The sequence below is a fragment of the Cyclobacterium sp. 10D3-21 genome (genome assembly GCF_055809755.1).
The window spans coordinates 6,665,781-6,688,824 of the sequence record NZ_CM147924.1 but is presented as its reverse complement, the minus strand read 5'-3'; the positions used below and the strand labels follow the sequence as shown (position 1 = coordinate 6,688,824).

The 23,044-nt window shown below is 38.2% G+C and carries 20 protein-coding genes; 18 read left to right on the top strand and 2 right to left on the bottom strand.

Annotated elements, in window-relative coordinates; genetic code table 11:
• The first annotated feature begins 583 nt into the window (after window positions 1-583).
• The 18 genes from AC0L7T_RS26085 (at window position 584) to AC0L7T_RS26000 (ending at window position 18,005) form a co-directional block, all read left to right on the top strand.
• Window positions 584-883, top strand: a complete 300-nt coding sequence (locus AC0L7T_RS26085) for a hypothetical protein (protein ID WP_473339581.1) — start codon at window positions 584-586, stop codon at window positions 881-883.
• A gap of 897 nt (window positions 884-1,780) precedes the next feature.
• The gene (locus tag AC0L7T_RS26080) at window positions 1,781-2,386 is read left to right on the top strand and encodes a DUF6088 family protein (RefSeq protein WP_473339580.1); all 606 of its coding nucleotides are present in this window, start codon (window positions 1,781-1,783) and stop codon (window positions 2,384-2,386) included.
• Window positions 2,379-3,401, top strand: coding sequence for a nucleotidyl transferase AbiEii/AbiGii toxin family protein (locus AC0L7T_RS26075; RefSeq protein ID WP_473339578.1), 1,023 nt, complete (start codon window positions 2,379-2,381; stop codon window positions 3,399-3,401). Before AC0L7T_RS26080 ends, AC0L7T_RS26075 begins: the two co-directional genes overlap by 8 nt.
• A gap of 204 nt (window positions 3,402-3,605) precedes the next feature.
• Window positions 3,606-3,815, top strand: a complete 210-nt coding sequence (locus AC0L7T_RS26070) for a hypothetical protein (protein WP_473339577.1) — start codon at window positions 3,606-3,608, stop codon at window positions 3,813-3,815.
• A gap of 147 nt (window positions 3,816-3,962) precedes the next feature.
• On the top strand, window positions 3,963-4,835 hold the full coding sequence (locus AC0L7T_RS26065) for a DUF4919 domain-containing protein (protein ID WP_473339576.1): 873 nt from the start codon (window positions 3,963-3,965) through the stop codon (window positions 4,833-4,835).
• A gap of 2,586 nt (window positions 4,836-7,421) precedes the next feature.
• Window positions 7,422-7,847 (top strand): UPF0158 family protein, encoded by a 426-nt coding sequence (locus AC0L7T_RS26060; protein ID WP_473339575.1) that lies wholly within the window; start codon window positions 7,422-7,424, stop codon window positions 7,845-7,847.
• Between the two features lie 235 nt (window positions 7,848-8,082).
• Window positions 8,083-8,937, top strand: a complete 855-nt coding sequence (locus AC0L7T_RS26055) for a helix-turn-helix domain-containing protein (RefSeq protein ID WP_473339574.1) — start codon at window positions 8,083-8,085, stop codon at window positions 8,935-8,937.
• A 92-nt stretch (window positions 8,938-9,029) separates the two neighbouring features.
• Complete coding sequence (locus tag AC0L7T_RS26050) at window positions 9,030-9,431, top strand: DUF5367 family protein (RefSeq protein ID WP_473339572.1); 402 nt, start codon at window positions 9,030-9,032, stop codon at window positions 9,429-9,431.
• 5 nt (window positions 9,432-9,436) lie between these two features.
• Window positions 9,437-9,940 carry an anthrone oxygenase family protein gene (locus AC0L7T_RS26045; RefSeq protein WP_473339571.1) on the top strand — a complete coding sequence of 168 codons (504 nt, stop codon included), beginning with the start codon at window positions 9,437-9,439 and terminating at the stop codon, window positions 9,938-9,940.
• Between the two features lie 18 nt (window positions 9,941-9,958).
• Window positions 9,959-10,801, top strand: a complete 843-nt coding sequence (locus AC0L7T_RS26040) for an NmrA family NAD(P)-binding protein (protein ID WP_473339570.1) — start codon at window positions 9,959-9,961, stop codon at window positions 10,799-10,801.
• Between the two features lie 1,631 nt (window positions 10,802-12,432).
• Window positions 12,433-12,831, top strand: coding sequence for a hypothetical protein (locus tag AC0L7T_RS26035; protein ID WP_473339569.1), 399 nt, complete (start codon window positions 12,433-12,435; stop codon window positions 12,829-12,831).
• Entirely contained in the window at window positions 12,801-13,280 is a 480-nt protein-coding gene (locus AC0L7T_RS26030) for a tetratricopeptide repeat protein (RefSeq protein WP_473339568.1), read from the top strand. The genes AC0L7T_RS26035 and AC0L7T_RS26030 overlap by 31 nt, the downstream gene beginning before the upstream one ends.
• 214 nt (window positions 13,281-13,494) lie before the next feature.
• Window positions 13,495-14,178 carry a DNA alkylation repair protein gene (locus AC0L7T_RS26025; RefSeq protein ID WP_473339566.1) on the top strand — a complete coding sequence of 228 codons (684 nt, stop codon included), beginning with the start codon at window positions 13,495-13,497 and terminating at the stop codon, window positions 14,176-14,178.
• Window positions 14,179-14,281: 103 nt separating this feature from the next.
• Window positions 14,282-14,848 (top strand): hypothetical protein, encoded by a 567-nt coding sequence (locus AC0L7T_RS26020; protein ID WP_473339565.1) that lies wholly within the window; start codon window positions 14,282-14,284, stop codon window positions 14,846-14,848.
• A gap of 25 nt (window positions 14,849-14,873) precedes the next feature.
• Window positions 14,874-15,572 carry a formylglycine-generating enzyme family protein gene (locus AC0L7T_RS26015; protein ID WP_473339563.1) on the top strand — a complete coding sequence of 233 codons (699 nt, stop codon included), beginning with the start codon at window positions 14,874-14,876 and terminating at the stop codon, window positions 15,570-15,572.
• Window positions 15,573-15,835: 263 nt separating this feature from the next.
• Entirely contained in the window at window positions 15,836-16,111 is a 276-nt protein-coding gene (locus AC0L7T_RS26010) for a TlpA family protein disulfide reductase (RefSeq protein WP_473339561.1), read from the top strand.
• Window positions 16,112-16,404: 293 nt separating this feature from the next.
• Window positions 16,405-17,478, top strand: a complete 1,074-nt coding sequence (locus AC0L7T_RS26005) for a uroporphyrinogen decarboxylase/cobalamine-independent methonine synthase family protein (RefSeq protein WP_473339559.1) — start codon at window positions 16,405-16,407, stop codon at window positions 17,476-17,478.
• Between the two features lie 140 nt (window positions 17,479-17,618).
• On the top strand, window positions 17,619-18,005 hold the full coding sequence (locus tag AC0L7T_RS26000; RefSeq protein ID WP_473339558.1) for a glycosyl-4,4'-diaponeurosporenoate acyltransferase CrtO family protein: 387 nt from the start codon (window positions 17,619-17,621) through the stop codon (window positions 18,003-18,005).
• 128 nt (window positions 18,006-18,133) lie between these two features.
• On the opposite strand, the gene AC0L7T_RS25995 is transcribed toward AC0L7T_RS26000, so the two are convergent.
• Both AC0L7T_RS25995 and AC0L7T_RS25990 read right to left on the bottom strand, forming a co-directional pair.
• Complete coding sequence (locus AC0L7T_RS25995) at window positions 18,134-19,570, bottom strand: SusD/RagB family nutrient-binding outer membrane lipoprotein (protein WP_473339557.1); 1,437 nt, start codon at window positions 19,568-19,570, stop codon at window positions 18,134-18,136.
• Window positions 19,571-19,580: 10 nt separating this feature from the next.
• Entirely contained in the window at window positions 19,581-22,835 is a 3,255-nt protein-coding gene (locus AC0L7T_RS25990) for a SusC/RagA family TonB-linked outer membrane protein (protein ID WP_473339553.1), read from the bottom strand.
• Window positions 22,836-23,044: the final 209 nt, after the last annotated feature.

Below are 23,044 nucleotides of genomic sequence, written 5' to 3'. Positions count from 1 at the left end.
TTGCGGGGGGAAGATTAGTCTTGGCTAGATTTTTCTTTGGTTCGTTTCTTTTCATCAATGGAAAAGAAATGAACGTTTAATTGTCAGTTAAATGTATGATTTTAAAAGCAGTTCTATACCATAAAGCATTACTGTTTCTACTATACTAAGTCATTGATTATGGACATTGTCACTTTTTTGCTGCAGGCCTGCCCTGAAACGCAGTAACTCAGGGCCTGCCCTGAGTTTATTCAGTGGGCCAAAAAGTAACCAACCTGCCCTGAAGCGTAGCAACTCAGGGCCTGCCCTGAGGCGTCAGGGAAAACCCCGCCGCTGAGTATCTTTTCGACTAAAATTTAAGGCTTCCCGCGCACAGGCAAACTAGGTTAGTTTAGGGTTTATATTTTTCGATTGCTTTTCTGGTATTCAATCCCATAATTGATAGGCTAACCATGCCTGTGCCCTTGCCATCGCATCCTAAATTTCTTAACGCCGAAAATCTACAAGGCGGAATTAATATATCAACTTATTAAAGAATGATTATGAGCATTGGATATTCCAGAGCAGGTTGACCCTTGGATTTAGATTCTATAAAATCTCATTGATGATGGCTTCCTTTTCTTTGGTATTATTTAATGCAAACGCTGAACTAAGGGCGCGGTGGCCGGGCCAAAACTACGAGGCGGCGTTTGGCCTTGCGGGGGGAAGATTAGTTTTGGCTAGATTTTTCTTTGGTTCGTTTCTTTTCATCAATGGAAAAGAAATGAACGGAAAACCTCAGGTTTCAGGTATAAATCATTTTAGAAAGCCAAACTTCTCTAGCAACGTTTACCCAGTAACAGTTCTATTAATTCTTTACTTTCCTATTTGTAAAGATTTTAAATTTGGCAGTTATTATTTTTAAATAACAAACCAGTTTTCTACTACACCAAGACATTTACTAAATCCTTTGTCACTTTTTTGCTGCAGGCCTGCCCTGAAACGCAGTAACTCAGGGCCTGCCCTGAGTTTATTCAGTGGGCCAAAAAGTAACCAACCTGTCCTGAAGCGTAGCAACTCAGGGCCTGTCCAGAGACATCGGGAAAAACCCCGCCGCTAAGTATCTTTTCGGCTAAAATTTAAGGCCACCCGCACACAGGCAAACTCCTTTGTTTTTGGCTTTCCCATTTTCGTTGATTATTGGATGTTACGTATGCCAAAAACTTCGTCAAACAGTGCCTGTGTCCTTGCCATTCCCTGCTTAAATTTCTTTACGCCGAAAATCTACAAGGCGGAAATTAAATACATCAACTTACATAAAACTGATTATTAACGTTGGATATTCCAGAGCATATTGACCTTTTATATTTAGATTTAATAAAATCCTTATGCTCTCTAAATTTTGGCTAAAGCCAGATTACACGATTTTACCCTGTAAATGGGCTAAAGCCCATTCCTATTGAAATGATATCTTTGGTCCATCGGTTTAGGTTAAAATCTAGTAAATGAAATGGTTCTTCTATTTTAATAGCCTTCAGCTTTAGCTAGCGATAATTGGGTAATTCGGCACCGGTGGCTGAGCCTGTCGAAGTCAGCGGTGTGGAAGTCAACTTGCAGGAGCTCTCTACCTATTTTAATGATGGTGGCATCAATAAAAGTTGAAAATTTTCCTTATTTTAGATCCAAGTTACGCTTTGCTAAACTTAAACCAGCGGGTGTTGTCGGATTGAGGGATAACCTTAGTGCGTTTTATTCAAGAGCAGCTAATAGTTAACTTTCTTGTCACAAATTATTGCTATATTTGTGACAAGAAACCAGCCGTATGAGGGAACAAAACATTGAAACACAAATACTGGAAAGGGTCAAACGAAAAGCAAAAGGAACACTTTTTTTTACTGATAATATTTTAAAGGACGCCAATCCTGATGCAGTTCGTAAGGCACTTGAACGCTTAGTGAAAGCCGGTAAAATTGACCGCGTAGCTACAGGTATCTACGTACGTCCTGTGATCGATGACATTATTGGAAAAGTGATGCCTGACATCGAGGAGATAGCCATCGCCATTGCCAAAAGAGACAGGGCCCGTATTCTTCCAACGGGAAGTTTCGCAATGTATAAATTAGGATTAACCACACAAGTTCCTTTGAACGTGGTTTACTATACAGATACTTCTGCCAGAAAAATAAAAATTGGTAAACAGACCATTAACTTTAAAAAATCAAGCTCAAAAAACTTGGCTTTCGTTGGTGAGTTAAGCAAATTAGCTATTCAGGCAATGCGGACAATCGGTAAAGACCAAATAACAGATAATGAGCTTCGGCAGATCAAAAACATTTTAAAGAAGGAGAATCCAAAATACCTGCAACACGATTTACAAATAGCACCAGTTTGGATTAGGGTATTACTCAAAGGCCCAATCAATGATTGATTTTTCACATATAAGCGAATGGTTTAAGCTACCCGATAAAACCAAAGTTAGAATTTTTTCAGAAACAGCAAGACAACTTCCCTTGCCTTCTCCATCAGCTGCAGAAAAAGACTGGTGGGTGACACATACTCTGGCTGTAATCTTTACTATGGATTGTGCCAAGGCTTTAGTTTTTAAAGGAGGTACTTCATTAAGTAAAGGTTGGAAACTCATTCAACGATTTTCCGAAGATATTGACTTGGTTTTAGATAGGGAGTATTTGAATTTTACAGGAGATTTATCCAAAGGTGATATCCGAAGACTGAGAAGAAAGTCGTACGCTTATATCAATGAAACTTTCACCCATGAATTACAGGAAAAGTTCAAGGTATTAGGTTTTAGAGATGTAAAAATTAAACCCCGTGAGGTTGAAAACCATGACCAAGACCCATTGATTATCGAAATCTATTACCCAAAATTAACCGAAACGGATACTTATCTTAAACCAGGTGTTTTGGTTGAAGTGGGGAGTCGTTCACTCAAAGAACCGTACACTCAACGCACTTTCGGGACATTCGTTTCTGAAATTTACCCTGAAAATATATTCGCCGATAATCCCGTTACTATTCCTACGGTAAACCCTGAACGTACCTTTCTGGAAAAGATATTCCTTTTACACGAAGAGTTTCAGAAAACACCTGAAAAAATCAAGGTTGAACGACTAAGCCGGCATCTTTACGACATAGAGAAATTGTGCCAATCTGAATTTGTAGAAACAGCATTACAAAACGAGAGATTGTATAATACCATCGTAACACATCGGAGTAAATTCACCCCAATTTCTGGAATTGATTACGACAACCACGCCCCAAAAAATATAAAGTTTGTTCCTCCTGAACACTTATTACCTCTATGGAAAAAAGATTATGCTGATATGTCCGAAAGTATGTTTTATGGAAAGTCATTATCATTTGAAAAACTTATTGAACGATTACTGGAATTACAAAAGAAAATCAACGGACTTGCCCAACGCTAAAGCCATATAAAAACCTTATTTTCTCTAAATTTTGGCTAAAGCCTGATGAATACGATTTGACCCTGTAAATGGGCTAAAGCCCATTCTGACGGCAACCTGATGATTATTTCACTAAAGTTGAAAACTTTCCTTATTTTGGGTCCAAGTTATGCTTCGCTAAACTTAAACAGGTAGAAGAGATGACACACAATGAAAAGAAAGGCAATGCATAAAATATTAATTACTGGATTATTAATACTTTTTGGACTTCAAGGGTTTGGCCAATCGAATGATCTAAATTTATCGGAAAGATTCGGTAAGTGTGATTCTACACTGACTGATTATGAAGTGATGGATTTATTATTTCATTATAGAGATGTCGCTAAAATGAACCAAAACGATGGAGTATTAGAGGACTTACAAAACCTTGAATGAAATGATGCATTCCCAGAAATTGAGAAGATATGTTCTGAAATACTTGATAATAACCCAGTTAATTTAACTGCCTTAACTTACTATGCAATAGCGCAACTAGGGCAAGAGAAAGAAGAAAATATTACCTCTTCTTGGGATAAAACACAAATGATATATAATGCTGTAAAGCGATTTGGTAAAGGAACAGCGTCTGCACCATTTATTGTTTCCGACTTAAATGATGCAAAAGCTTTAATTTATCTGTACTGGGAAAAAGGAACAGAAATTAATTCTTTGAAAAAAAGTCAAGAGGGAATTGTGAATATTTTGATCTCTAACCCTAAAGGTGTAAACGATACTGTTAGCTTTAATTTTGATAAAAGTCTGAATATTAGAGAATTGTATTTTGATTATCACCGGGACTTTCAATTTTATCTAGCAGAATCAGCAAGCCCTCAATCTGAATTTTACTACGAAACGTTGCTGGACCGATTTCAAAGTCATGATAAGTCCTTGAAAAACAATGAAATCATTGCTTTAATGATTGGTTTTACGAACAATCAGAATTATCACCCCTATAAAAATGTCGAGAAGCAGCGTGGAATAATGGAGTTAGTGGGCGATAAGAATTATGATAAAGCATTGATGCTAAGTAAAGAGCTTTTAAAAACCAACCCGGTAAACTTTACAGCCCTTATGGAAGAGGGTTTTTCTTTATGGAAAATTAACGATGACAAAAGTTATTTCCCCTCTGTAAAATCAAGAATGATCGTAGATGCCATATTGTGGAGTGGAACAGGATCAAATACACATTCCTATTTTGTTCTTAGCCCAATTGATGGTCAGACGATTATTAGTTATATATTCGGAGAAAACATTGGGACTATGGGGTCTGGTGATGATTCAAATGGTTATTTTCTTGACATGCTAGATATGGAAAAAGAAGGACAAGAAACAATAACCCTTTATTTTAATATTGACCATGCAATAAATAATAGCGAATTTAAAAAGCAGATTGAAAAATCTTTAGACAAGGAATAGTGTTATTTGCCAAACCATCCTGGTAGCATTTTAATTTGCTATGGTTTTATTTCTCATTGTCATTCTTAAAGCTCATAATACTATAAGAAATCACTAAACTCAGAACGTGGTGGCCGGGCCAAAACTACGAGGCGGGGTTGGGCCTGCGCGTGGAAGATTAGTTTTGGCTAGATTTTTCTTTGGTTCGTTTCTTTTCATCAATGGAAAAGAAATGAACGGAAAACCTCAGGTTTCAGGTATAAATCATTTTAGAAAGCCAAACTTCTCTAGCAACGTTTACCCAGTAACAGTTCTATTAATTCTTTACTTTCCTATTTGTAAAGATTTTAAATTTGGCAGTTATTATTTTTAAATAACAAACCAGTTTTCTACTACACCAAGACATTTACTAAATCCTTTGTCACTTTTTTGCTGCAGGCCTGCCCTGAAACGCAGTAACTCAGGGCCTGCCCTGAGTTTATTCAGTGGGCCAAAAAGTAACCAAAAAACCCCGCCGCTGAGTATCTTTTCGACTAAAATTTAAGGCTACCCGCGCACAGGCAAACTAGGTTAGTTTAGGGTTTATATTTTTCGATTGCTTTTCTGGTATTCAATCCCATAATTGATAGGCTAACCATGCCTGTGCCCTTGCCATTGCATCCTAAATTTCTTAACGCCGAAAATCTACAAGGCGGAATTAAAATATCATTTGATTAATGATGGGCGATTTTTAACGCAATCGCTAAACTAAGAGCGCGGTGGCCGGGTCAAAACTACGAGGCGGGGTTGGGCCTTGCGGGGGGGAGATTAGTTTTGGCTAGATTTTTCTTTGGTTCGTTTCTTTTCATCAATGGAAAAGAAATGAACGGAAAACCTCAGGTTTCAGGTATAAATCATTTTAGAAAGCCAAACTTCTCTAGCAACGTTTACCCAGTAACAGTTCTATTAATTCTTTACTTTCCTATTTGTAAAGATTTTAAATTTGGCAGTTATTATTTTTAAATAACAAACCAGTTTTCTACTACACCAAGACATTTACTAAATCCTTTGTCACTTTTTTGCTGCAGGGCCAAAAAGTAACCAACCTGTCCTGAGGCGTCAGGGAAAACCCCGCCGCTGAGTATCTTTTCGGCTAAAATTTAAGGCTACCCGCGCACAGGCAAACTAGGTTAGTTTAGGGTTTATATATTTCGATTGCTTTTCTGGTATTCAATCCCATAATTGATAGGCTAACCATGCCTGTGCCCTTGCCATCGCATCCTAAATTTCTTTACGCCGAAAATCTACAAGGCGGAATTAAAATATCATTTGATTAATGATGGGCGATTTTTAACGCAATCGCTGAACTAAGGGCGCGGTGGCCGGGCCAAAACTACGAGGCGGGGTTGGGCCTTGTTTTAGAAGATTTCTTTTGGCTAGATTTTTCTTTGGTTCGTTTCTTTTCATCAATGGAAAAGAAATGAACGTTTAATTGTCAGTTACATGTGTAACTTTTAAATGCAGCCTGATTAAGCAAAGTTAACCATATGCTTTTCTATTTGTGCAGCAATTGGCATTGTTGGTTTAGTCATGATTTTACAATTCCTTTTTTTCTATACGATTTCATTTACCTTGACTATTGTTACTTTTTTGCTGCAGGCCTTCCCTGAAACGCAGTAACTCAGTGCCTGCCCTGAGTTTATTCAGTGGGCCAAAAAGTAATTAACCTGCCCTGAAGCGTAGCAACTCAGGGCCTGCCCTGAAGCACAGCAACTCAAGGGCTGTCCTGAGGCGTCAGGGAAAACCCCGCCGCTGAGTATCTTTTCGGCTAAAATTTAAGGCCTCCCGCGCACAGGCAAACTAGTTTAGTTTAGGGTTTATATTTTTCGATTGCTTTTCTGGTATTCAATCCCATAATTGATAGGCTAACCATGCCTGTGCCCTTGCCATCGCATCCTAAATTTCTTAACGCCGAAAATCTACAAGGCGGAATTTAATACATCAACTTATTATAGAATGATTATGAGCATTGGATATTCCAGAGCATGGCGACCTTTTATATTTAGATTTAATAAAATCCTTATGCTCTCTAAATTTTGGCTAAAGCCAGATTACACGATTTTACCCTGTAAATGGGCTAAAGCCCATTCCTATTGAAATGATATCTTTGGTCCATCGGTTTAGGTTAAAATCTAGTAAATGAAATGGTTCTTCTATTTTAATAGCCTTCAGCTTTAGCTAGCGATAATTGGGTAATTCGGCACCGGTGGCTGAGCCTGTCGAAGTCAGCGGTGTGGAAGTCAACTTGCAGGAGCTCTCACCTATATTAGTGATTTGATATTAACGAAAGTTGAAAACTTTCTGTAATAAGGGGCCAAGTTACGCTTCGCTAAACTTAGACCAGTTGAGGGTGTATTAATCTGTTTTATAGTTAGATATAAAGCCATGTATTCAATATTTTATATAAAAACCCACTCTCTTTCCTTGAAACCTTGCATTGATTGCTTAATTTAACAAGTGAAATTGTGGGTCGAGAATTGGTACCTATTTCTTATATACGCAACTCCTTTGCTAAAATAGGGGTAGATATAGATGTTACATGCAAGCTTAAGAAAACAAATTGCAAACATGAAACTGACTGAAAAACAAATAGATGAAATTGCCGAAAACTTGGAATGCGGGATGAGATGTTTTTATAACCTCAAGACTGGTGAGATTAAAGTATTATTCAATTTTGACAATTGGACCGATGCAGATGAAGAACCTTGGGAGGCAGAATCTAAAGAGATTGAAGATAACTGCGCTGATTATTTTGAATTCGAAGGATTTAATTCTCATGATTCTTTTAAAATAATGTTTGACTTTGCAGAGAATATTGCTGATACCAGGCTGCAGGACAAATTGATAAAAGTATTAAGCAGACCCAAACCTTTTCAAAACTTTAAATGGCAAATTGACAATTCTGGCGAGTACCGACAGCAATGGTTTGATTTCAAAAAAATGCGTTATGTACAGTGGGTTAAAGAACAGATAAATTTAAAAAATGCAGATTAAGATTTAGTACATCAGGGGATTAAGCTATTGGGGACAAATTCGTAGCATATTTTATGATAAAAATAGAATGAAAGAAAAGAAAGCCAGCAGGTAACATTATTTAAAAATAAAAGCTGGTTCAATAGTCAATTAAAGGGCTGAAACCCGTTTTAATTTTTGTGCAATTTAATAATTTTGAAGCCCACTATCGGCTATTATTCTTATCCTAACCGTTAACAATAATTGACTTATTCTAATGACCAGGGATTTTATCGACATCAACGACTTTACAATTTTAGTTGAGACTGCCTTCTCCAAGGAAGTCACTAAAGATTCTTGTAAATTTGATGAGCCCGTTATTGCGGTGGCCTTTTATGGCTCTGGTAATGTGAATTTAGAAATGAACTATCCCACTGGGAAACGTGAATTTAATTATACCAAAGGTTTAGCGCTCTCTTTTTTTGCTGATGAACAGGTTGATTGCATTCATACTGTTTCAAACGACAAACCACTTGAATGCATTCTTATAGCCACAGCCACTAGAAATTTACAAAATCTTCCCAACCAGGAAGGAAAAATATTTTCTGAGCTTCTGGATAATTTGGTTAATCCCAAGGACCATTATGTTGAAGGGCCAAGCTTTTATATGACTCCTGAAATGCATCAGATTATCGATAGCCTTTTCAATATTACCTACAAGGGTAAAACTAAAATGATGTTTTTTAGAAGTCAAATAACCGCTTTATTGTCGCACTTCTTTGGTCAATTGTCATTGAATCCTGCACAAAGATTCCAATCAGAAGATAGGAGACGCCTTGAAATGGCAAAAGAGATTCTGTCCAATAATTTGGATAACCCACCATCGTTAACAGAGCTCTCAAAAGAGTTGGGTTTAAATACTACCAAGCTTAAAAAGGAATTTAAGGAGGTTTTCGGCCTTCCTGTGTTCAAGTATCTTCAGAATGAAAGACTAAAAACAGCTCACAGCCTTATTTGTGAAAAACAAGCCACCGTACAGGAAGCGGCCTGGCATGTTGGCTATGACAGTCTGAGCTCTTTCTCCAACGCCTTTGAGAAAAAATTTGGATACAGACCCAGCCAAATTAAATAACTCGTCCTTTCAAACAAATCATGCATCTTTTTGAATAAATAGTTTTCTGGTGGCTAAGCTAATTTTGTTTTGTAATCAAAATGGTATTAGACATGAAAACGATCAAAGCAATTTTAATCGGTATAGGAATTTGGGTAGTGGCAATAGGCTTCTATACCCTTTCCTTCCAATTCCAATTTCTGGAAGACCCAAATCAACAAGCCAATATGGTTTTGTTTACTGTAGTTATGCCATTGGTGTGGCTGGGATCCCATTTATACTATCAAAAGGGAAGTAAAATCCATGGTTATTTTGTAGGTCAGGTATTTTTGCTGGTTGCGGCATTTTTAGATGCGCTAATTACGGTTCCACTATTCGTTATTCCCATTGGTGGAAATCACTTTACCTTTTTTACTGACTTAGGATTTTGGATCATCGCATTTGAACTCCTTGGAGTGGCCGTTCTCTATTACTACATAATGGTCTACCCGAAAACAAAAACATTTAAAGTATAATCGGAATGGAATTCAATATAGAAACAGCATTGCTATTTATGACCTTCTTATTGACTGGTTTAACGGCTGGTTTATGCTTTACCTGGACCAATGCCATAACTCCAGGGATTGGGAAAATGGATGACATTGGGTTTTTACAAGCATTTCAGCAGATGAACAGGGTGATTATTAACCCATTATTTATGATCGTGTTCTTTGGACCTTTCCTCCTTAACATTATCCTTATTTACCTTAAATATCAAAATCAAGACAAGTCGTTCTGGGTCTTCGTGGTGGCGACAACACTTTTTATTCTGGGAGTAGCTTTTGTAACTGTATTCAAGAATGTTCCATTAAACGAAATGCTTGATAGGACAGAATTGGCTTCAACCTCAGCCGAAGAACTAAAGGCCCTTCGCCAAAGATTTGAAAATCCATGGAAGCAATGGCATATGGTCAGGACACTAAGTGCAATTGCATCATTTTCACTGCTCTTATTTGGCCTTTTAATGAACAATCAATCATCATAAACAATTAAAATATACATCATGAAACGTAACATTTTAGTCATTGGAGGAACCGGGAAAACCGGAAAACGAATTGTAAAATTATTAAGCAAGTTGGGTCATAATGTTAGGGTGGGATCCAGGGGAGGAAGTCCTGCATTCGATTGGCACAATTCTCAGGGATGGTCAGCAGCCATTAAAGGAATGGAGGCCATTTATATCAGTTATCAGCCAGACCTTGCAGTGCCCGGCGCCTTAGAGGCCATCGAAGAACTGGTAAAAGTTGCTAAAAAAAGCAATGTAAAAAAGCTGGTATTACTATCTGGTAAAGGAGAGCGAGAGGCCCAATTGTGCGAGCAGCTTGTGATCCATTCTGGTTTGGACCATACTATAGTAAGGGCCAATTGGTTCAACCAGAATTTTAGCGAGAACTTTTTGGTTGAAGGAGTATTAGAAGGCCATGTTGCTTTGCCATATGCAGAAACAAAGATCCCATTTGTTGATGCCAATGATATTGCTGAAGTGGCTGTTAGCGCATTGACTGAAGACCAACACAATGGTAAAATATACGAACTAACCGGACCTGAAGGATTGACCTTCGAGGAAGCCGTTTCGATAATTGCCCAAGCCAGTGGAAGAGAAATCCATTTCACAGGAATTAGTGTTAAGGCTTATGTAGCAGCAATGCGGCAACAAAATGTTCCCGAAGATTTTATTTGGCTGATAGAATATTTGTTTACTGAAGTACTTGGGAATCCTGACAACTCGGAAATTACGAATGACATTGAAAAAGTACTCGGCAGGAAACCTATTGGTTTTAAAGAATATGTAGAAAAAACAGTCTCTACAGGTGTTTGGAACCCTGTTGTAGCTTCATCCCATTAAACAATTTTAGCTGAGGGTAGCTTATAGCTAAAACTATCCTCGGTTATTTGTTTTTTTAAGTATTAATAAACAAATATTCTGACTACTGAAACTGCCTGGTATGACCCTTCGACAGGCTCAGGGTTCACTTCAATGAATCAAAGCAAGGGCCTTTGGAATGAGGGTTATTTTTTAGAGGTGGTTTTTCTACTTAGGCAATTGTTAATGCAATTGCTAAACTCAGGGCCTGCCCTGAAGCACAGCAACTCAGGGGCTGTCCTGAGGCCTCAGGAAAAATTCCGCCGATGAGTATCTTTTCGGCTAAAATTTAAGGCTACCCTCACACAGGCAAATACCTTTGTTTTGGGCTTTGACTAGTCCACTTGCTTTTCCAGTACTTAAAACATCAATCTAGGTCAAACATGCCTGTGCCTTTGCTGTCCCTACTCAAATTTCTTTACGCCGAAAATCTACAAGGCGGGAATTAATATATCATTTGATTAATGATGGGCGATTTTTAACGCAATCGCTGAACTAAGGGAGCGGTGGCCAGGCCAAAACTACGAGGCGGGGTTGGGCCTTGCGTGGGGAAGATTAGTTTTGGCTAGATTTTTCTTTGGTTCGTTTCTTTTCATCATGTTTACCCTGTCTTATTCAGGGCCTGTCCTGAAGCGTAGCAAGTCAGGGCCTGTCCTAATGCGTAGCAAGTCAGGAGAAAAGAAATGAACAACAATCCAGTGGTTTGATCAATAAAACCATCAAAGCTCGCCAACCATCCTAGTAACATTTTTCATGTAATGGGTTAAATAATTCTTTTCATTTCTAAAGTTCGTATTCATTAAATAAATCCAAAGTCATTGAATTATCCAGACCTAAACCCTTGAGAAAGGTATGTTTAATAAAAATCATTATGTTCTCTAAATTTTGGCTAAAGCCGGATGATGCGACTTTAACCTATAAATGGGCTAAAGCCCATTCCTATTGAATGGATTTCTTTGGTCGATTAATTTGGTCTTAACTCTGAAAAGGTAAAGTGAGAACAATTTTTAATTGCCTCATGCTTTAGCTGTTGATAATTGGGTAATTCGGCACCGGTGGCTGAGCCTGTCGAAGTCAGCGGTGCTCTTTTATTTTAGTGGTTGTGGTATCAACGAAAGTTGAAAACTTTCCTTATTTTGGGGCTAAGTTATGCTTCGCTAAACTCAGACCAGATGGAGATGAAAAAATAATTAATTCGATAGGTATTTTTGAATAAGTAAATGATTCAAAAATTTTAATCATTTGGTTATTTGGGGTTGGATAATGAAATTACATTATTAATTAATTTAAGGAGGTTATGAAATAGCCATTATCTTAAAATAATTGGCTTTCTAAACAGGGTACTTAAGCCTAATTCCCTAGCCGGATTCAATTAAACTAAATAATGGTGAATACCCATTTCAAATTTCATAATTAGTGAAATTTTAATTTGATTCGATATATAAAAAAAATCTATTTTTTTTATATATTTGTCTACTTTGGACTCTACAGGTATAGGTCCAAAGTTAATACCTATAACCTCGATGGTTCAACGGATGTGAATCACCTATTAAGGCATGAAAAAAAAAATAAGTTAAAATTTAGAAATATTAATCACATAATAATTAAAGGTAATGAAAAATACAACTATAATGTTTATCGTATCAATTTCATTGGTTTTGATCTCTTGCAATAGAGGAATCGTTAAATATGGAGAAAATGGCACAGTCATAGATGGAAAAGGAAGAGCCAAATGTGAAAAACCAGATAAAAGATATGCAAAAGGACTTGATACCTCCGTAAAGGCAGAAGTAGATGAACTTAAAAATGTGCCTTCTGCAGAATTGGATGCTAAATTAAAAACAACAGTGGTTAAACTATCAGATTACACTTCTCAGGGACTTGACAGAGATCTATTACTCTATAGGATTTGCGAATTGAGTATAAATAGAGGATTAACCAATCAACAGACAACTGATTTGATAAATAATTCTATGGGAATTTGGGATGCAGAGTTAAAAAAAAAGAAATAACAAGTAGACTCTTACTTCCTGCCAATGGTTCATTTGATTCTAAAAATTATTCAACAGCTAAAATTTATTTTGATGAATTGCTGAGTATTTATCCAAATAATGTAGACTTTTTAGAAAGGAGGGGTATTTGTAATCAGCATATAGGTAATTATCAGAGTGCTATTTTAGATTTTTCAAATGCTATCGATATAAATAGTAAAAAACCGACGCTTTATTATTTCAGAGGGAATATTTGGGCAAAGTTAGATGAATATGAAAAATCAATTGAAGACTATAAAAAAACGATAATATTAGATCCCAAAGCATCATCTGCATATAATAATATAGGAATGAGTTATATCAATTTAAATCAGAAAGAAGAAGCTTGTGTCTATTTTGAAAAAGGAAAAAAGCTGGGAGGTAGATCTTCTCAAGATCACTTTATCAAATATTGCTCTGAACGGGAATAGCTACATGCCGCACCGTCATATTTAAATTAGGGAAGAGAAAAAACTGCTGAAATTAAAATGCTCTCGTTTTTAATGAGCAAATACATCCATTAGTGATGTCCTGCCTCGGAGGATAAATTAGCTTTTTAGTGCATTGTTAAAGCACCAACTAATTTACCATTATAGACGAGTCAGAGTTAAGAAGATGGTCTGTTAAGAATGGAACCACCACCAAATGCTATCCAACGAAACCCTTGAATACATTGCTGTCTTGGAACAGGAATTTAGCCGCAATGCCAATAGGGAACTGGCATTGCAGCAAAGGGCTTATTTGCGGAATCAATTTCAATTTTTTGGGATTTCTACTCAGCAAAGAAGGGCTATCCAAAGACCATTTTTGCACAAAGCCATGCTTCCTCCAAAGACCGAGCTTCATGAATTGGTAAAGGTTTTATGGAGTAAGGACGAGAGGGAATTCCATTACTTTGCCCAGGAGCTTTCATTGAAATACATGAAAGTCACAGAGAAAGAGGACATCCATCTTTATGTCCACATGGTGGCTCATCAATCCTGGTGGGATACGGTAGATATGATTGCCAATAAATTGATGGGCAATTACTTTCTGCTTTTTCCGGAGGAAAGGGAGGAGCATATAAACAAATGGTTACACACCAATAATATTTGGTTGCAAAGGAGTGCGCTGCTGTTTCAGTTAAAGTACAAAGACAAAATGGACCTTGCCCTTTTAGTGAAGTGCATTCACCATTTATTGAGATCTGATGAATTTTTTATCAATAAGGCCATTGGCTGGGTACTGCGGGAATACAGTCGCACCGATCCTATTTGGGTGCAGGAATTTGTAAATGATACAGCATTAAGTCCTTTAAGTAAAAGAGAAGCCTTGAGGTTGATTTCTTGATGTACCTAAGGATTAGGAGGTTGATGCTTTGCTTTTATATTACTATTTTTAGAAAGGATTAATGAATTCTGCCCTGGTCTATATAATTCAGTAACTGAACATTATGAAAACACTAACACTCTTTGCTACCCTGGTTTTCTTAATTTTGTTTAATTCATCCGGAAATTCACAACAGATTAAATCTCTTGAATGTTTGGATAAACAGCAGTCTGAATTTGTAGCGGTTGTAGTAGAAAAGTTTAATAAACAACTTCTAAAACATTACGGCGAAATTGATTACAAAATGTTTTTGATCGATAGGAGTAGTATGTCTTTGCCTCCTGACTTTTTTGTCACATCAGGTTTAGCAGAATTTCTGAACGACAATAAAAATAAACCCTTTTTTCAGGATATTTGGAAGAATAATGACGGAGCTTATGAACTGGACCATGAAAGTAAATATTTTGAATGTTTAAAATCAGTTTGTGAATCCGAAACGCTTTGTGAGGTTTTTTCAGCGATGGATCAGTTTAGAGAAGTGAGCAGGGGACTCATTGCTGGAGCAATTGCCTCCAAACTTCCTGATGAGCAATATAATAATATGGATGTACGCATTTTCATTGCCATCAATCTTTATGCTGAATTATCCATCAAGCTTTTCGACCGATTTAAAAATCAAGTCAATATTTAAGAAGACCCTCAATCTAAAAAGTAACGTGGAAATAGATAAGAAAAATCTAGATGAGAAAACAATTGAAAATTTATTTGTCACGATTCCGAAAGGTACTGTGGAAATGAGGGACGACCGGGTAAAGAAAATCTGGAAACGTGAAATTGAATCTTTTAGACTCTCCAAATTTCCAGTTACCCAGGACTTGTATACTGAAATAATGAATGAAAATCCGGCTACTTTCAAAGGTGAAAAGTTACCTGTTGAGACCCTTTCCTGGATTGAAACAGTTAAATTTTGTAATAAACTGTCTGCGGCATTGGCAAAAAGCCAATGCTATGCCATTGATTTAACCTCACAAGAAGTAAGCTTTGATGCCAATGCAAATGGCTTCCGGCTTCCAACTGAAGCTGAGTGGCAATATGCCTGTCAGGCTGGCGCAAAAAATACCAGATATGGAGAATTAGAGAAAATAGCTTGGTTTAAAGATAATGCCGACAACCGTAGTCATAAAGTTGGACAAAAGCAGCCCAACGCATGGGGACTTTATGACATGCTTGGAAATGTTTGGGAATGGTGTTCGGATATTTATGATGAAACCGTTTATGGTTCCTATCGGGTTTTTCGTGGCGGAGGTTGGTGCGATGTTGAAAGAAGTGTAATGGCAACAACCAGAAGAAGGAGCCATCCCTACGCTTTTAAAATTGATGATTTAGGGTTTAGAATTGCTATGAATATTGATTAAAATTATATTAAACCCGAAATATGCAATAGACAATCTATTACGTGCTGAAATCGCTTCAAAATACCCAATCGTTGCTGTTTTCAATTTCACCATAGCGGTGCTATGCTAAAATCTCCAAACAGCCTGATTTTCTTGCGATTGCAACACTTCCCGTAAACACGGGACAGGCTATCACGAATCCTATTACATAATCCGGGTTAAAGAAGGTATCTGAAATCATTGGTATTAATTCATCAAATTAAATGAATAATTAACCGCCTAATATGATTTGGAGGCTTAAGCTAATTGTTATTGATATCTCTTCCTGTTCATTTTTGGCCACTGATCCCCAACCTTCATTGGAAGCGTTTTTAAGTAAGAGGGCATTTGATTATGTGGTTTTTCCGGATCAAGAAGAATTGATTATTGATCAATTGAATTTAGAGGCCTATCCCACCCATCTGGTGCTTGATAAAAATGGTAACATCAAGAAGATTTTCAATAAAGCCTCCGAATTAATGGCCTACATCGATGGGAACCAATCGTTTTTTCAAAATTAGGTAATTTTGCATCAATACATCTGAACTTAATCCAGTAGGTTTTTGATAAGGGAGCACTGAAAGTTTACTATTTATTACTATTTTTAACCGTAATGATAGATTAAGCGATTAGGAACTATGCGCTGCATCATTTTTCAGAATGAAATTTAATTAAGACCATTGAATTCTAATCGCTTCAAAGATAGCGATCCATTAGGTAGGTACGTGGTTTCATTTGTAGGTGATCTCAGCTGAATACATTGGCTTATCAGGCCATATAGTACGATCTCAATTAAACTTTATAATTTAGCACAATGAATTTAATACCATCAGAATCAGTCGGAAGTGTTCCACGTTCCCGAGAATTACAAGAAGCAATGGTCGCCTTTTCTCAAGGCAACTTACCGGAAAGGGAAATGAACGAATACTTCGATGAAGCGGTGAAGGATACCATTCATCGCATGAAAAATACCGGGTCACCAATAATTTCAGATGGTGAACAAACTAAATCAAGTTTTGTTACTTATCCTTTAGATGGGCTTACCAATTTGGCCAGTGATGGAATTTCCATTCCTTTTGAAGATGGGCATACCCGGCAATTGCCCAGGCTGACAAAAGGACCATTTCATTATTCAACTTATGCCGGAAGTTATTTGCCCAGGGCAAATAAATACACCACACTTCCATTAAAGCAGGCTGTGATCTCTGCCTCTGCCATGAGTTTATTGTACCCTTCAGAAGGCTTGGCTGATTACACGCAACAACAGTTCATAACTGATCTGGTAAACCAATCTGTGGCGGATATCAGAAGTTGTTTTGATAATGGTGCACATCATGTCCAAGTGGATTTTACGGAGGCTCGTCTGGCGATTAAGCTGGATCCATCTAAAGCACTTTTAAAACAATTCATTGATTTGAACAACCAAGTATTATCTAATTTTTCTTACCAGGAACGCCAACGAATAGGCTTTCATACCTGTCCTGGTGGGGACCATGACAGTACCCATAGTGGTGACGTAGATTATGCAGCGCTTATCCCGCTATTCTTAACCTTAAATTCCGGGAATTTTTATATGCAAATGGCAAGTGAGAAAGATCCTACAAAGGCATTAAAAATTATCGGTGAAAATATCCAGCCAAATCAAAGGGTTTATATTGGCGTAATTGATGTAATTAATGAAGCAATTGAAACCCCTCAAATGGTTTATGAGCGAATCATGGCTGCAGCGGAGTATATTCCGCTAAATCAATTGGGGACAACAGACGATTGCGGATTTTCACCATTCAGTGATGACATGGCCACCAGTAGAGATACTGCCTTTGCTAAAATAACTGCTCGTATTGAAGGCACCAAAATGGCAGCTGAAAAGCTAAAAAATAAGGCTTAATATAAGCAATCAGCAAACCTCAGGACCGCCGATTACCTGCAAAGGATTTGCGATAATTAGAAAACAGCATTATGCACTATTTATCCTTTAGTATTTCAATAACAATCATTTCGTGGGTTATTGGAATGATTTTGCATGCAATGATAAAGAACCAACCTTATTATACCCATCTTTCAAATCTTAATTTGATTAAAAGCAAAAGCCTGAATAAAGGAATTGGTCTTGGGGTTTTTAAATGGATAGTCAAAAACACCTTTTTCAAATACTTCAACCCAAAGATTAAACTTGAAAGAAGAATTCAGGTAGATGAACTGTATGAATTACGGAAAGAAATGTCAATATCTGATATTAGTCATTTGTTGGGCTTTGCTGTGGTGACTCTTTTTGCTTTAGTGAAATTCATCTATGGCAACTATTCCTTTGGATTGGTTATGATGGCCGTGAATATTGTATTGAATTTATATCCCTCTTTATTGCAACAGGAGAATAAAAGACGGATAGACAAACTGATCAGCATCTATAGCTAATATCTCGACTTACACAAAACGCTGCCAAACAATGGTAATCGCATCCGATTTTTTTTAAAAAAATTCTAAAAAAAAAGCCGTTCCAAATCGGAACGGCTTTTACACTATAACTTTTATATTAAGTTTTATTAATCAACGTCCCACCACAAATAAGTAGCACCGTCATCTCCTCCAATGGCTTGTCCTGCCGCAGAACGGTTGGTGCCATTTAGGGTTTGCTCATTGACAGGATAAATCACCCTTTTTGGAATTGTCAGTTGACTTGCTCCTTCTATAGCCGGAGGTTGTAAAGCTGGCCAATCCAACCTTCGCCATTCCAACCAGGCATCATACCCGCGATTGTACAGGGAAATCCATTTTTGATTGCCAATCTTTTGACGCCAATCTCCTGAAGCTGTTGAATAATTAACATCCTCTTGTGCAAGATAGGCTGTAATTTCGCTGTCCGTTCCACCCCAGTAGGCTATGGATGCAGCAATCGCATTGTTATAATGTTCCTCTGCAGTTCCTGGCACATTAAAGCCCCTTTCAATCGCTTCAGCAAGCAGGAATTCCACTTCTGAATAATCTACTAACAATGCCTCGAAAGTAGGGTCTGTGATCATTGGGTTGATGGTTGAGAAATCAGAATAGGAATTTGAAAAGCCATATTTCCCTCCTATATATTCACCATCTACTTGTGTGAAATAAAAGACCCTTCTGGGATCATTCAGTTCGTTCATTGCATCAACCAAAGTATTGGCCACAACATAATCCTGTCTGGAAGTAAATAATGGGTTTATTTCTTCAGAAACAGGGTTATTATTAGGGGGTGCACTCAGGTATGGAAAGGCACCACTGTCCATATTAGCGGTGAATACATTGGGCGCAGCCGCTTCCACTAAACCCTGAGCAAGGCTTGGGTTTACATCCGCAATGACCATCGCCAATTTTAGTTTTAGAGAGTTACCAAATTTTACCCACATGTCCATATCTCCTGAATACATGATATCCGCCTCCTCAAAACCTACAGCATCTACGTTAATCTTGTTCAAGCCCTCATCAAGTCGGGTAAGGATGGCACTATAAACTGTTTCAGCGTCATCGTAGGAGGGTAGAGAATTTTCTGGATTCAAAGCCTCTGAGTAAGGGACATCTCCGAAAGTATTCAGCAATACAGACCAGGAAAACACTTCCATAATTTCTATCTGTGCCAATTGGTTGCTTCTGACCTCCTCTGTGATATTGATGTCTAATGCCACCAATCTTTTGGATTCTTTTAAATCTGCTAAAACATCCCGATAAAGGGCTACCCATACGTTTTGTGGAATAAGTCGGGTAGTCATATTATACCTTGGCTCATCCAAATATTGAGTAGTAGTCCAATGCTGCACATAGAACCTATAATTATTTACGTTTACGTCTGGAGTGGTAATCACATCCGTGAGTTCCTTAACTGCGCCTGTAAATAAGGTAGCAGGGGGAACCTCAATTGCACTCTTTTGATCTACATTGTAGTCGTCCAAATTATCTACGCATGATGCCATCAGCGCCATGGAGATTATACTTATAAAAATCTTTTTCATCTTTTCTGGTTTAGAAATTTAACCGAACATTAAAACCATAATTCTTCAAAGCAGGATAAGCACCTCCCTGATAACCCCTGCCGGCATTACCGGAGCTCAAACCTTCCTCTGGATCGGAAAATTCCATGTTCTTATGGATGATCCATAGGTTACGGCCTATAAGTTGCAGGTCGACACTTTGAAAAACCCCCATTTTTTGAATCCAGGCAGGAGGTAGGGTGTAAGTCACCGCCACTTCTCTTAATTTCACAAAACTCCCGTCAAAAGTATACAGGGAACGTGGGGTCTCACCATAATTGTTGGCCGCATAACCAAATGGGGTTATGCCATCGCCGTTAAGGTTTTCGGCATAGATGTCATTGGGACTGCCGTCTGCTTTTACTCCCGGTAACAATACTCCACCGCCATCTGCTACAGGCAGTCTTGAAGGATTTCCCTTGTCATTTAAAGCTGCGGTTACAGGATATAATCCTGTTCCTTCACCATAATATTGATCTAGGGAGAAGATGTCACCTCCGCTTCGGATATCGATTAAGAATCCTAATGAAATGCCTTTATACGTAATGGTATTGTTAATACCACCAATCCAGTCAGGATTCGGATCACCAATGATTTCATCTGAATTGTCTGAAACCAAATAGTAACCATCTTCATTGACGGTTCTTTCTCCATTGGTATAAACAAAGTCTTTGCCTCTAATAACTCCATAAGGTTGACCTACGGCCGCATTGACGGAAACGCCACCTTGGAAAGAAGCTATGGGAACATTTAATACCTCGTTTTCTCCTTCTCCATATAGACTAATTACCTCATTTCTGTTTCGGGCGAAATTTAAGTTCATGGTCCATTGAAAATCTTGGGTCTGAATGGGGGTTACAAAGGCAGAAACCTCAATTCCCTGGTTTTGAACTTCTCCAGCATTGACAAACCTCTTGGTATAGCCACTTGCTGCAGTTGTATTCACCGGCAAAATCTGATTGATGGTGTTTGATTTATAATAGGTTACATCAAACCCAAAGAGTCTGTCAAAAAAGTCAGCTTCTACCCCAGCCTCAAAACTTTTTTGCCTTTCAGGCAATAAGAAGTTGTTATTTCTTGTGCTCGGAAGAGAGAATATAGGGATAGATCCATAGCCTGTCTGCGCATCATATACGTCATACAAACTCAAGGCAGGGGCATCATTACCCACTTCTGCATAATTTGCCCTGACCTTACCATGCGACAACCAGGAAGCATCCAATAATTTGGAAAACACTAAGTTAGCTGCTGCTGCTGGATAGAAGTAAGTGTTGTTGTCTTCAGGCAAAGTAGTAGATTTGTCCTGACGAGCAGATACTTCCACAAACAAGGTCTCTTTGTAACCAAAGTTGGCGTTTGCAAATACTCCATCAACACCTATATCTTGTACTTCTTCAAATGGTGGTTGGATGGCATTCCGTGAATTGGAAAGACTGTATAATCCAGGCACTACCAAGCCACCATTGGTGCTGGCCCTTATGGAACTCATCCTGCTTCTACGCAAATTAGATCCTACCAAGCCTGTAAAGCTGATGTCCTCTGATATGTCCTTGTTAAAGTTTAACAACAAGTCAAAGTTAGACTCATTAAAATCTCTATTGAATCTGGTGTATTGGCTTACATCTGCACTACCAATGGCTACACGTTCTTCCTGAAGGTCGGTGGTGGTGTTGAAAGAGGCACGCCCCATAACACTGAACCAGTCGTTGACCTTATAGTTTACTGCAGCATAGCCATAATAGTTGTCCCTACTGTCATTGGAGTAGTTTTGATACCTGGACCAGTAAAGGTTATCTGAATAAATTGGGCCCGTATTGTTACTGTTCCAGTTCCAGGTTATGTTTTGTTCATTTCTCCAATAAGCTGCTTCCTGATCCCTAATGTCCACATTGGTTTGCCACCATTGCCTGAATTGTTGGTTGGGGTTTCGCCCATTGTAGCCTGTTCCATAGCGACCCATACCTACAGTTCGTGCATAGTTTCCAGACGCGGTAACTGTCAATCGATCCGTCGCATCATAGGAAGCTGTAAAGTTAAACTGGTCTTTATCTATCGTACTGTTTGGTAAATTTCCTTTTATATCATTACGGGTGTATCCTAAACTAAATGTGGCATCTTCTCCACCACCGCTTAAAATAATGCTCTGATTGGAATTCAACCCTGTTTCATAAAAGGTGCTTGGATCATTTTGAGCAGCAACCCAAGGTGTCATTTTTCCATAAGTTGGAGAAAATGGATCAATGGCATCCCATTGATATACCATAAGGCCTGGATCAAATGCAGGCCCATAAGAGGCATCATCTTGAAACCTTACTACAGGGCCAACGCCACTTCCGAGATCTTGAGGGGTGCGGAAAGCATCTGCATAACCTCCACCATAATCTTTTTGGTACCTTACAAAAGTGCTTTTATCTATTTGGCTCCACACTACTCCTGTGTTTACAGTGAGGGCCATGCTGTTTTCTTTGCCTTTCTTGGTGGTAATCATGATCACCCCATTTGCCGCACGAGAACCATATAAAGCGGTGGCAGCGGCACCTTTCAAGACATTGACTGATTCGATATTATCGGGGTTCAAATCTGCTGCAGCGTTTCCAAAGTCTGTACCAACACGGCCTTCTTGCTGATTTCCATAACTTTCATTCGCCTCGTAGGCGCGTTTACTTGTATTGTTGTTCGCATTACTTATCGGCACACCGTCAATTACGAACAAGGCTTGGTTGTTACCTGTAATAGAGGAATAACCCCTTATAATAACGTTGGTAGAACCACCCATGGTGTTGTTGCTCCTAATGTCAAGGCCCGCAACTTTTCCCGAAAGGGAATTTACAAAATCCGGGCTTCTGGTACGGGTGATCATGTCGCCATCAACTTCCTGTGCAGAATAGGCCAATTCATTTCTATTCCTTTCCACACCCAAAGCGGTTATCACTACTTCAGAGAGTTCCCTGACGTCCTGCAATAATACCACGTCGATTTTGCTTCGGTTTCCAATCGTTACTTCTTGTGGAACAAAGCCCACAAAGCTAAATACCAGCAGGTTTGACCCTTCTGGAACGGCCAGGGTATAGTTGCCGTCAATGTCTGATATTGCCCCAACCATAGTTCCTTTAACGCTTATATTCACACCCGGAATCCCTTCCGGTTCATCTGGGGAGGTTACCCTCCCTGTCACAGTTTTACTTTGTGCCAGCACAGAAAAAACTGTACCTATTACCAGCACAAGGCAGAGTAAAGTATTCTTCATAATTTAATGATTTAAGTTAAAAGTATAAACCAAATAATAACCCGAATGTTTAAATAAAAATCACACGGAATTCACTTAGGCTAATAGCTACAAAAACAGTTCCGAAATTCATTAATTACAGAATTAATTATAATTTTAGTGTAAATAACTGTTGGGTAAATTTAAAACTTGTCAATAAAACCCCTAATAGAGCGTTTCAGGAGGGTTTT

Bases quoted from the DNA above. Each gene is read 5' to 3' on its own strand.
- AC0L7T_RS26085 (WP_473339581.1), top strand. From the start codon at position 584: ATGATGGCTTCCTTTTCTTTGGTATTATTTAATGCAAACGCTGAACTA.
- AC0L7T_RS26080 (WP_473339580.1), top strand. From the start codon at position 1,781: ATGAGGGAACAAAACATTGAAACACAAATACTGGAAAGGGTCAAACGA.
- AC0L7T_RS26075 (WP_473339578.1), top strand. From the start codon at position 2,379: ATGATTGATTTTTCACATATAAGCGAATGGTTTAAGCTACCCGATAAA.
- AC0L7T_RS26070 (WP_473339577.1), top strand. From the start codon at position 3,606: ATGCATAAAATATTAATTACTGGATTATTAATACTTTTTGGACTTCAA.
- AC0L7T_RS26065 (WP_473339576.1), top strand. From the start codon at position 3,963: ATGATATATAATGCTGTAAAGCGATTTGGTAAAGGAACAGCGTCTGCA.
- AC0L7T_RS26060 (WP_473339575.1), top strand. From the start codon at position 7,422: ATGAAACTGACTGAAAAACAAATAGATGAAATTGCCGAAAACTTGGAA.
- AC0L7T_RS26055 (WP_473339574.1), top strand. From the start codon at position 8,083: ATGACCAGGGATTTTATCGACATCAACGACTTTACAATTTTAGTTGAG.
- AC0L7T_RS26050 (WP_473339572.1), top strand. From the start codon at position 9,030: ATGAAAACGATCAAAGCAATTTTAATCGGTATAGGAATTTGGGTAGTG.
- AC0L7T_RS26045 (WP_473339571.1), top strand. From the start codon at position 9,437: ATGGAATTCAATATAGAAACAGCATTGCTATTTATGACCTTCTTATTG.
- AC0L7T_RS26040 (WP_473339570.1), top strand. From the start codon at position 9,959: ATGAAACGTAACATTTTAGTCATTGGAGGAACCGGGAAAACCGGAAAA.
- AC0L7T_RS26035 (WP_473339569.1), top strand. From the start codon at position 12,433: ATGAAAAATACAACTATAATGTTTATCGTATCAATTTCATTGGTTTTG.
- AC0L7T_RS26025 (WP_473339566.1), top strand. From the start codon at position 13,495: ATGCTATCCAACGAAACCCTTGAATACATTGCTGTCTTGGAACAGGAA.
- AC0L7T_RS26020 (WP_473339565.1), top strand. From the start codon at position 14,282: ATGAAAACACTAACACTCTTTGCTACCCTGGTTTTCTTAATTTTGTTT.
- AC0L7T_RS26010 (WP_473339561.1), top strand. From the start codon at position 15,836: ATGATTTGGAGGCTTAAGCTAATTGTTATTGATATCTCTTCCTGTTCA.
- AC0L7T_RS26005 (WP_473339559.1), top strand. From the start codon at position 16,405: ATGAATTTAATACCATCAGAATCAGTCGGAAGTGTTCCACGTTCCCGA.
- AC0L7T_RS26000 (WP_473339558.1), top strand. From the start codon at position 17,619: ATGATAAAGAACCAACCTTATTATACCCATCTTTCAAATCTTAATTTG.
- AC0L7T_RS25995 (WP_473339557.1), bottom strand. From the start codon at position 19,570: ATGAAAAAGATTTTTATAAGTATAATCTCCATGGCGCTGATGGCATCA.
- AC0L7T_RS25990 (WP_473339553.1), bottom strand. From the start codon at position 22,835: ATGAAGAATACTTTACTCTGCCTTGTGCTGGTAATAGGTACAGTTTTT.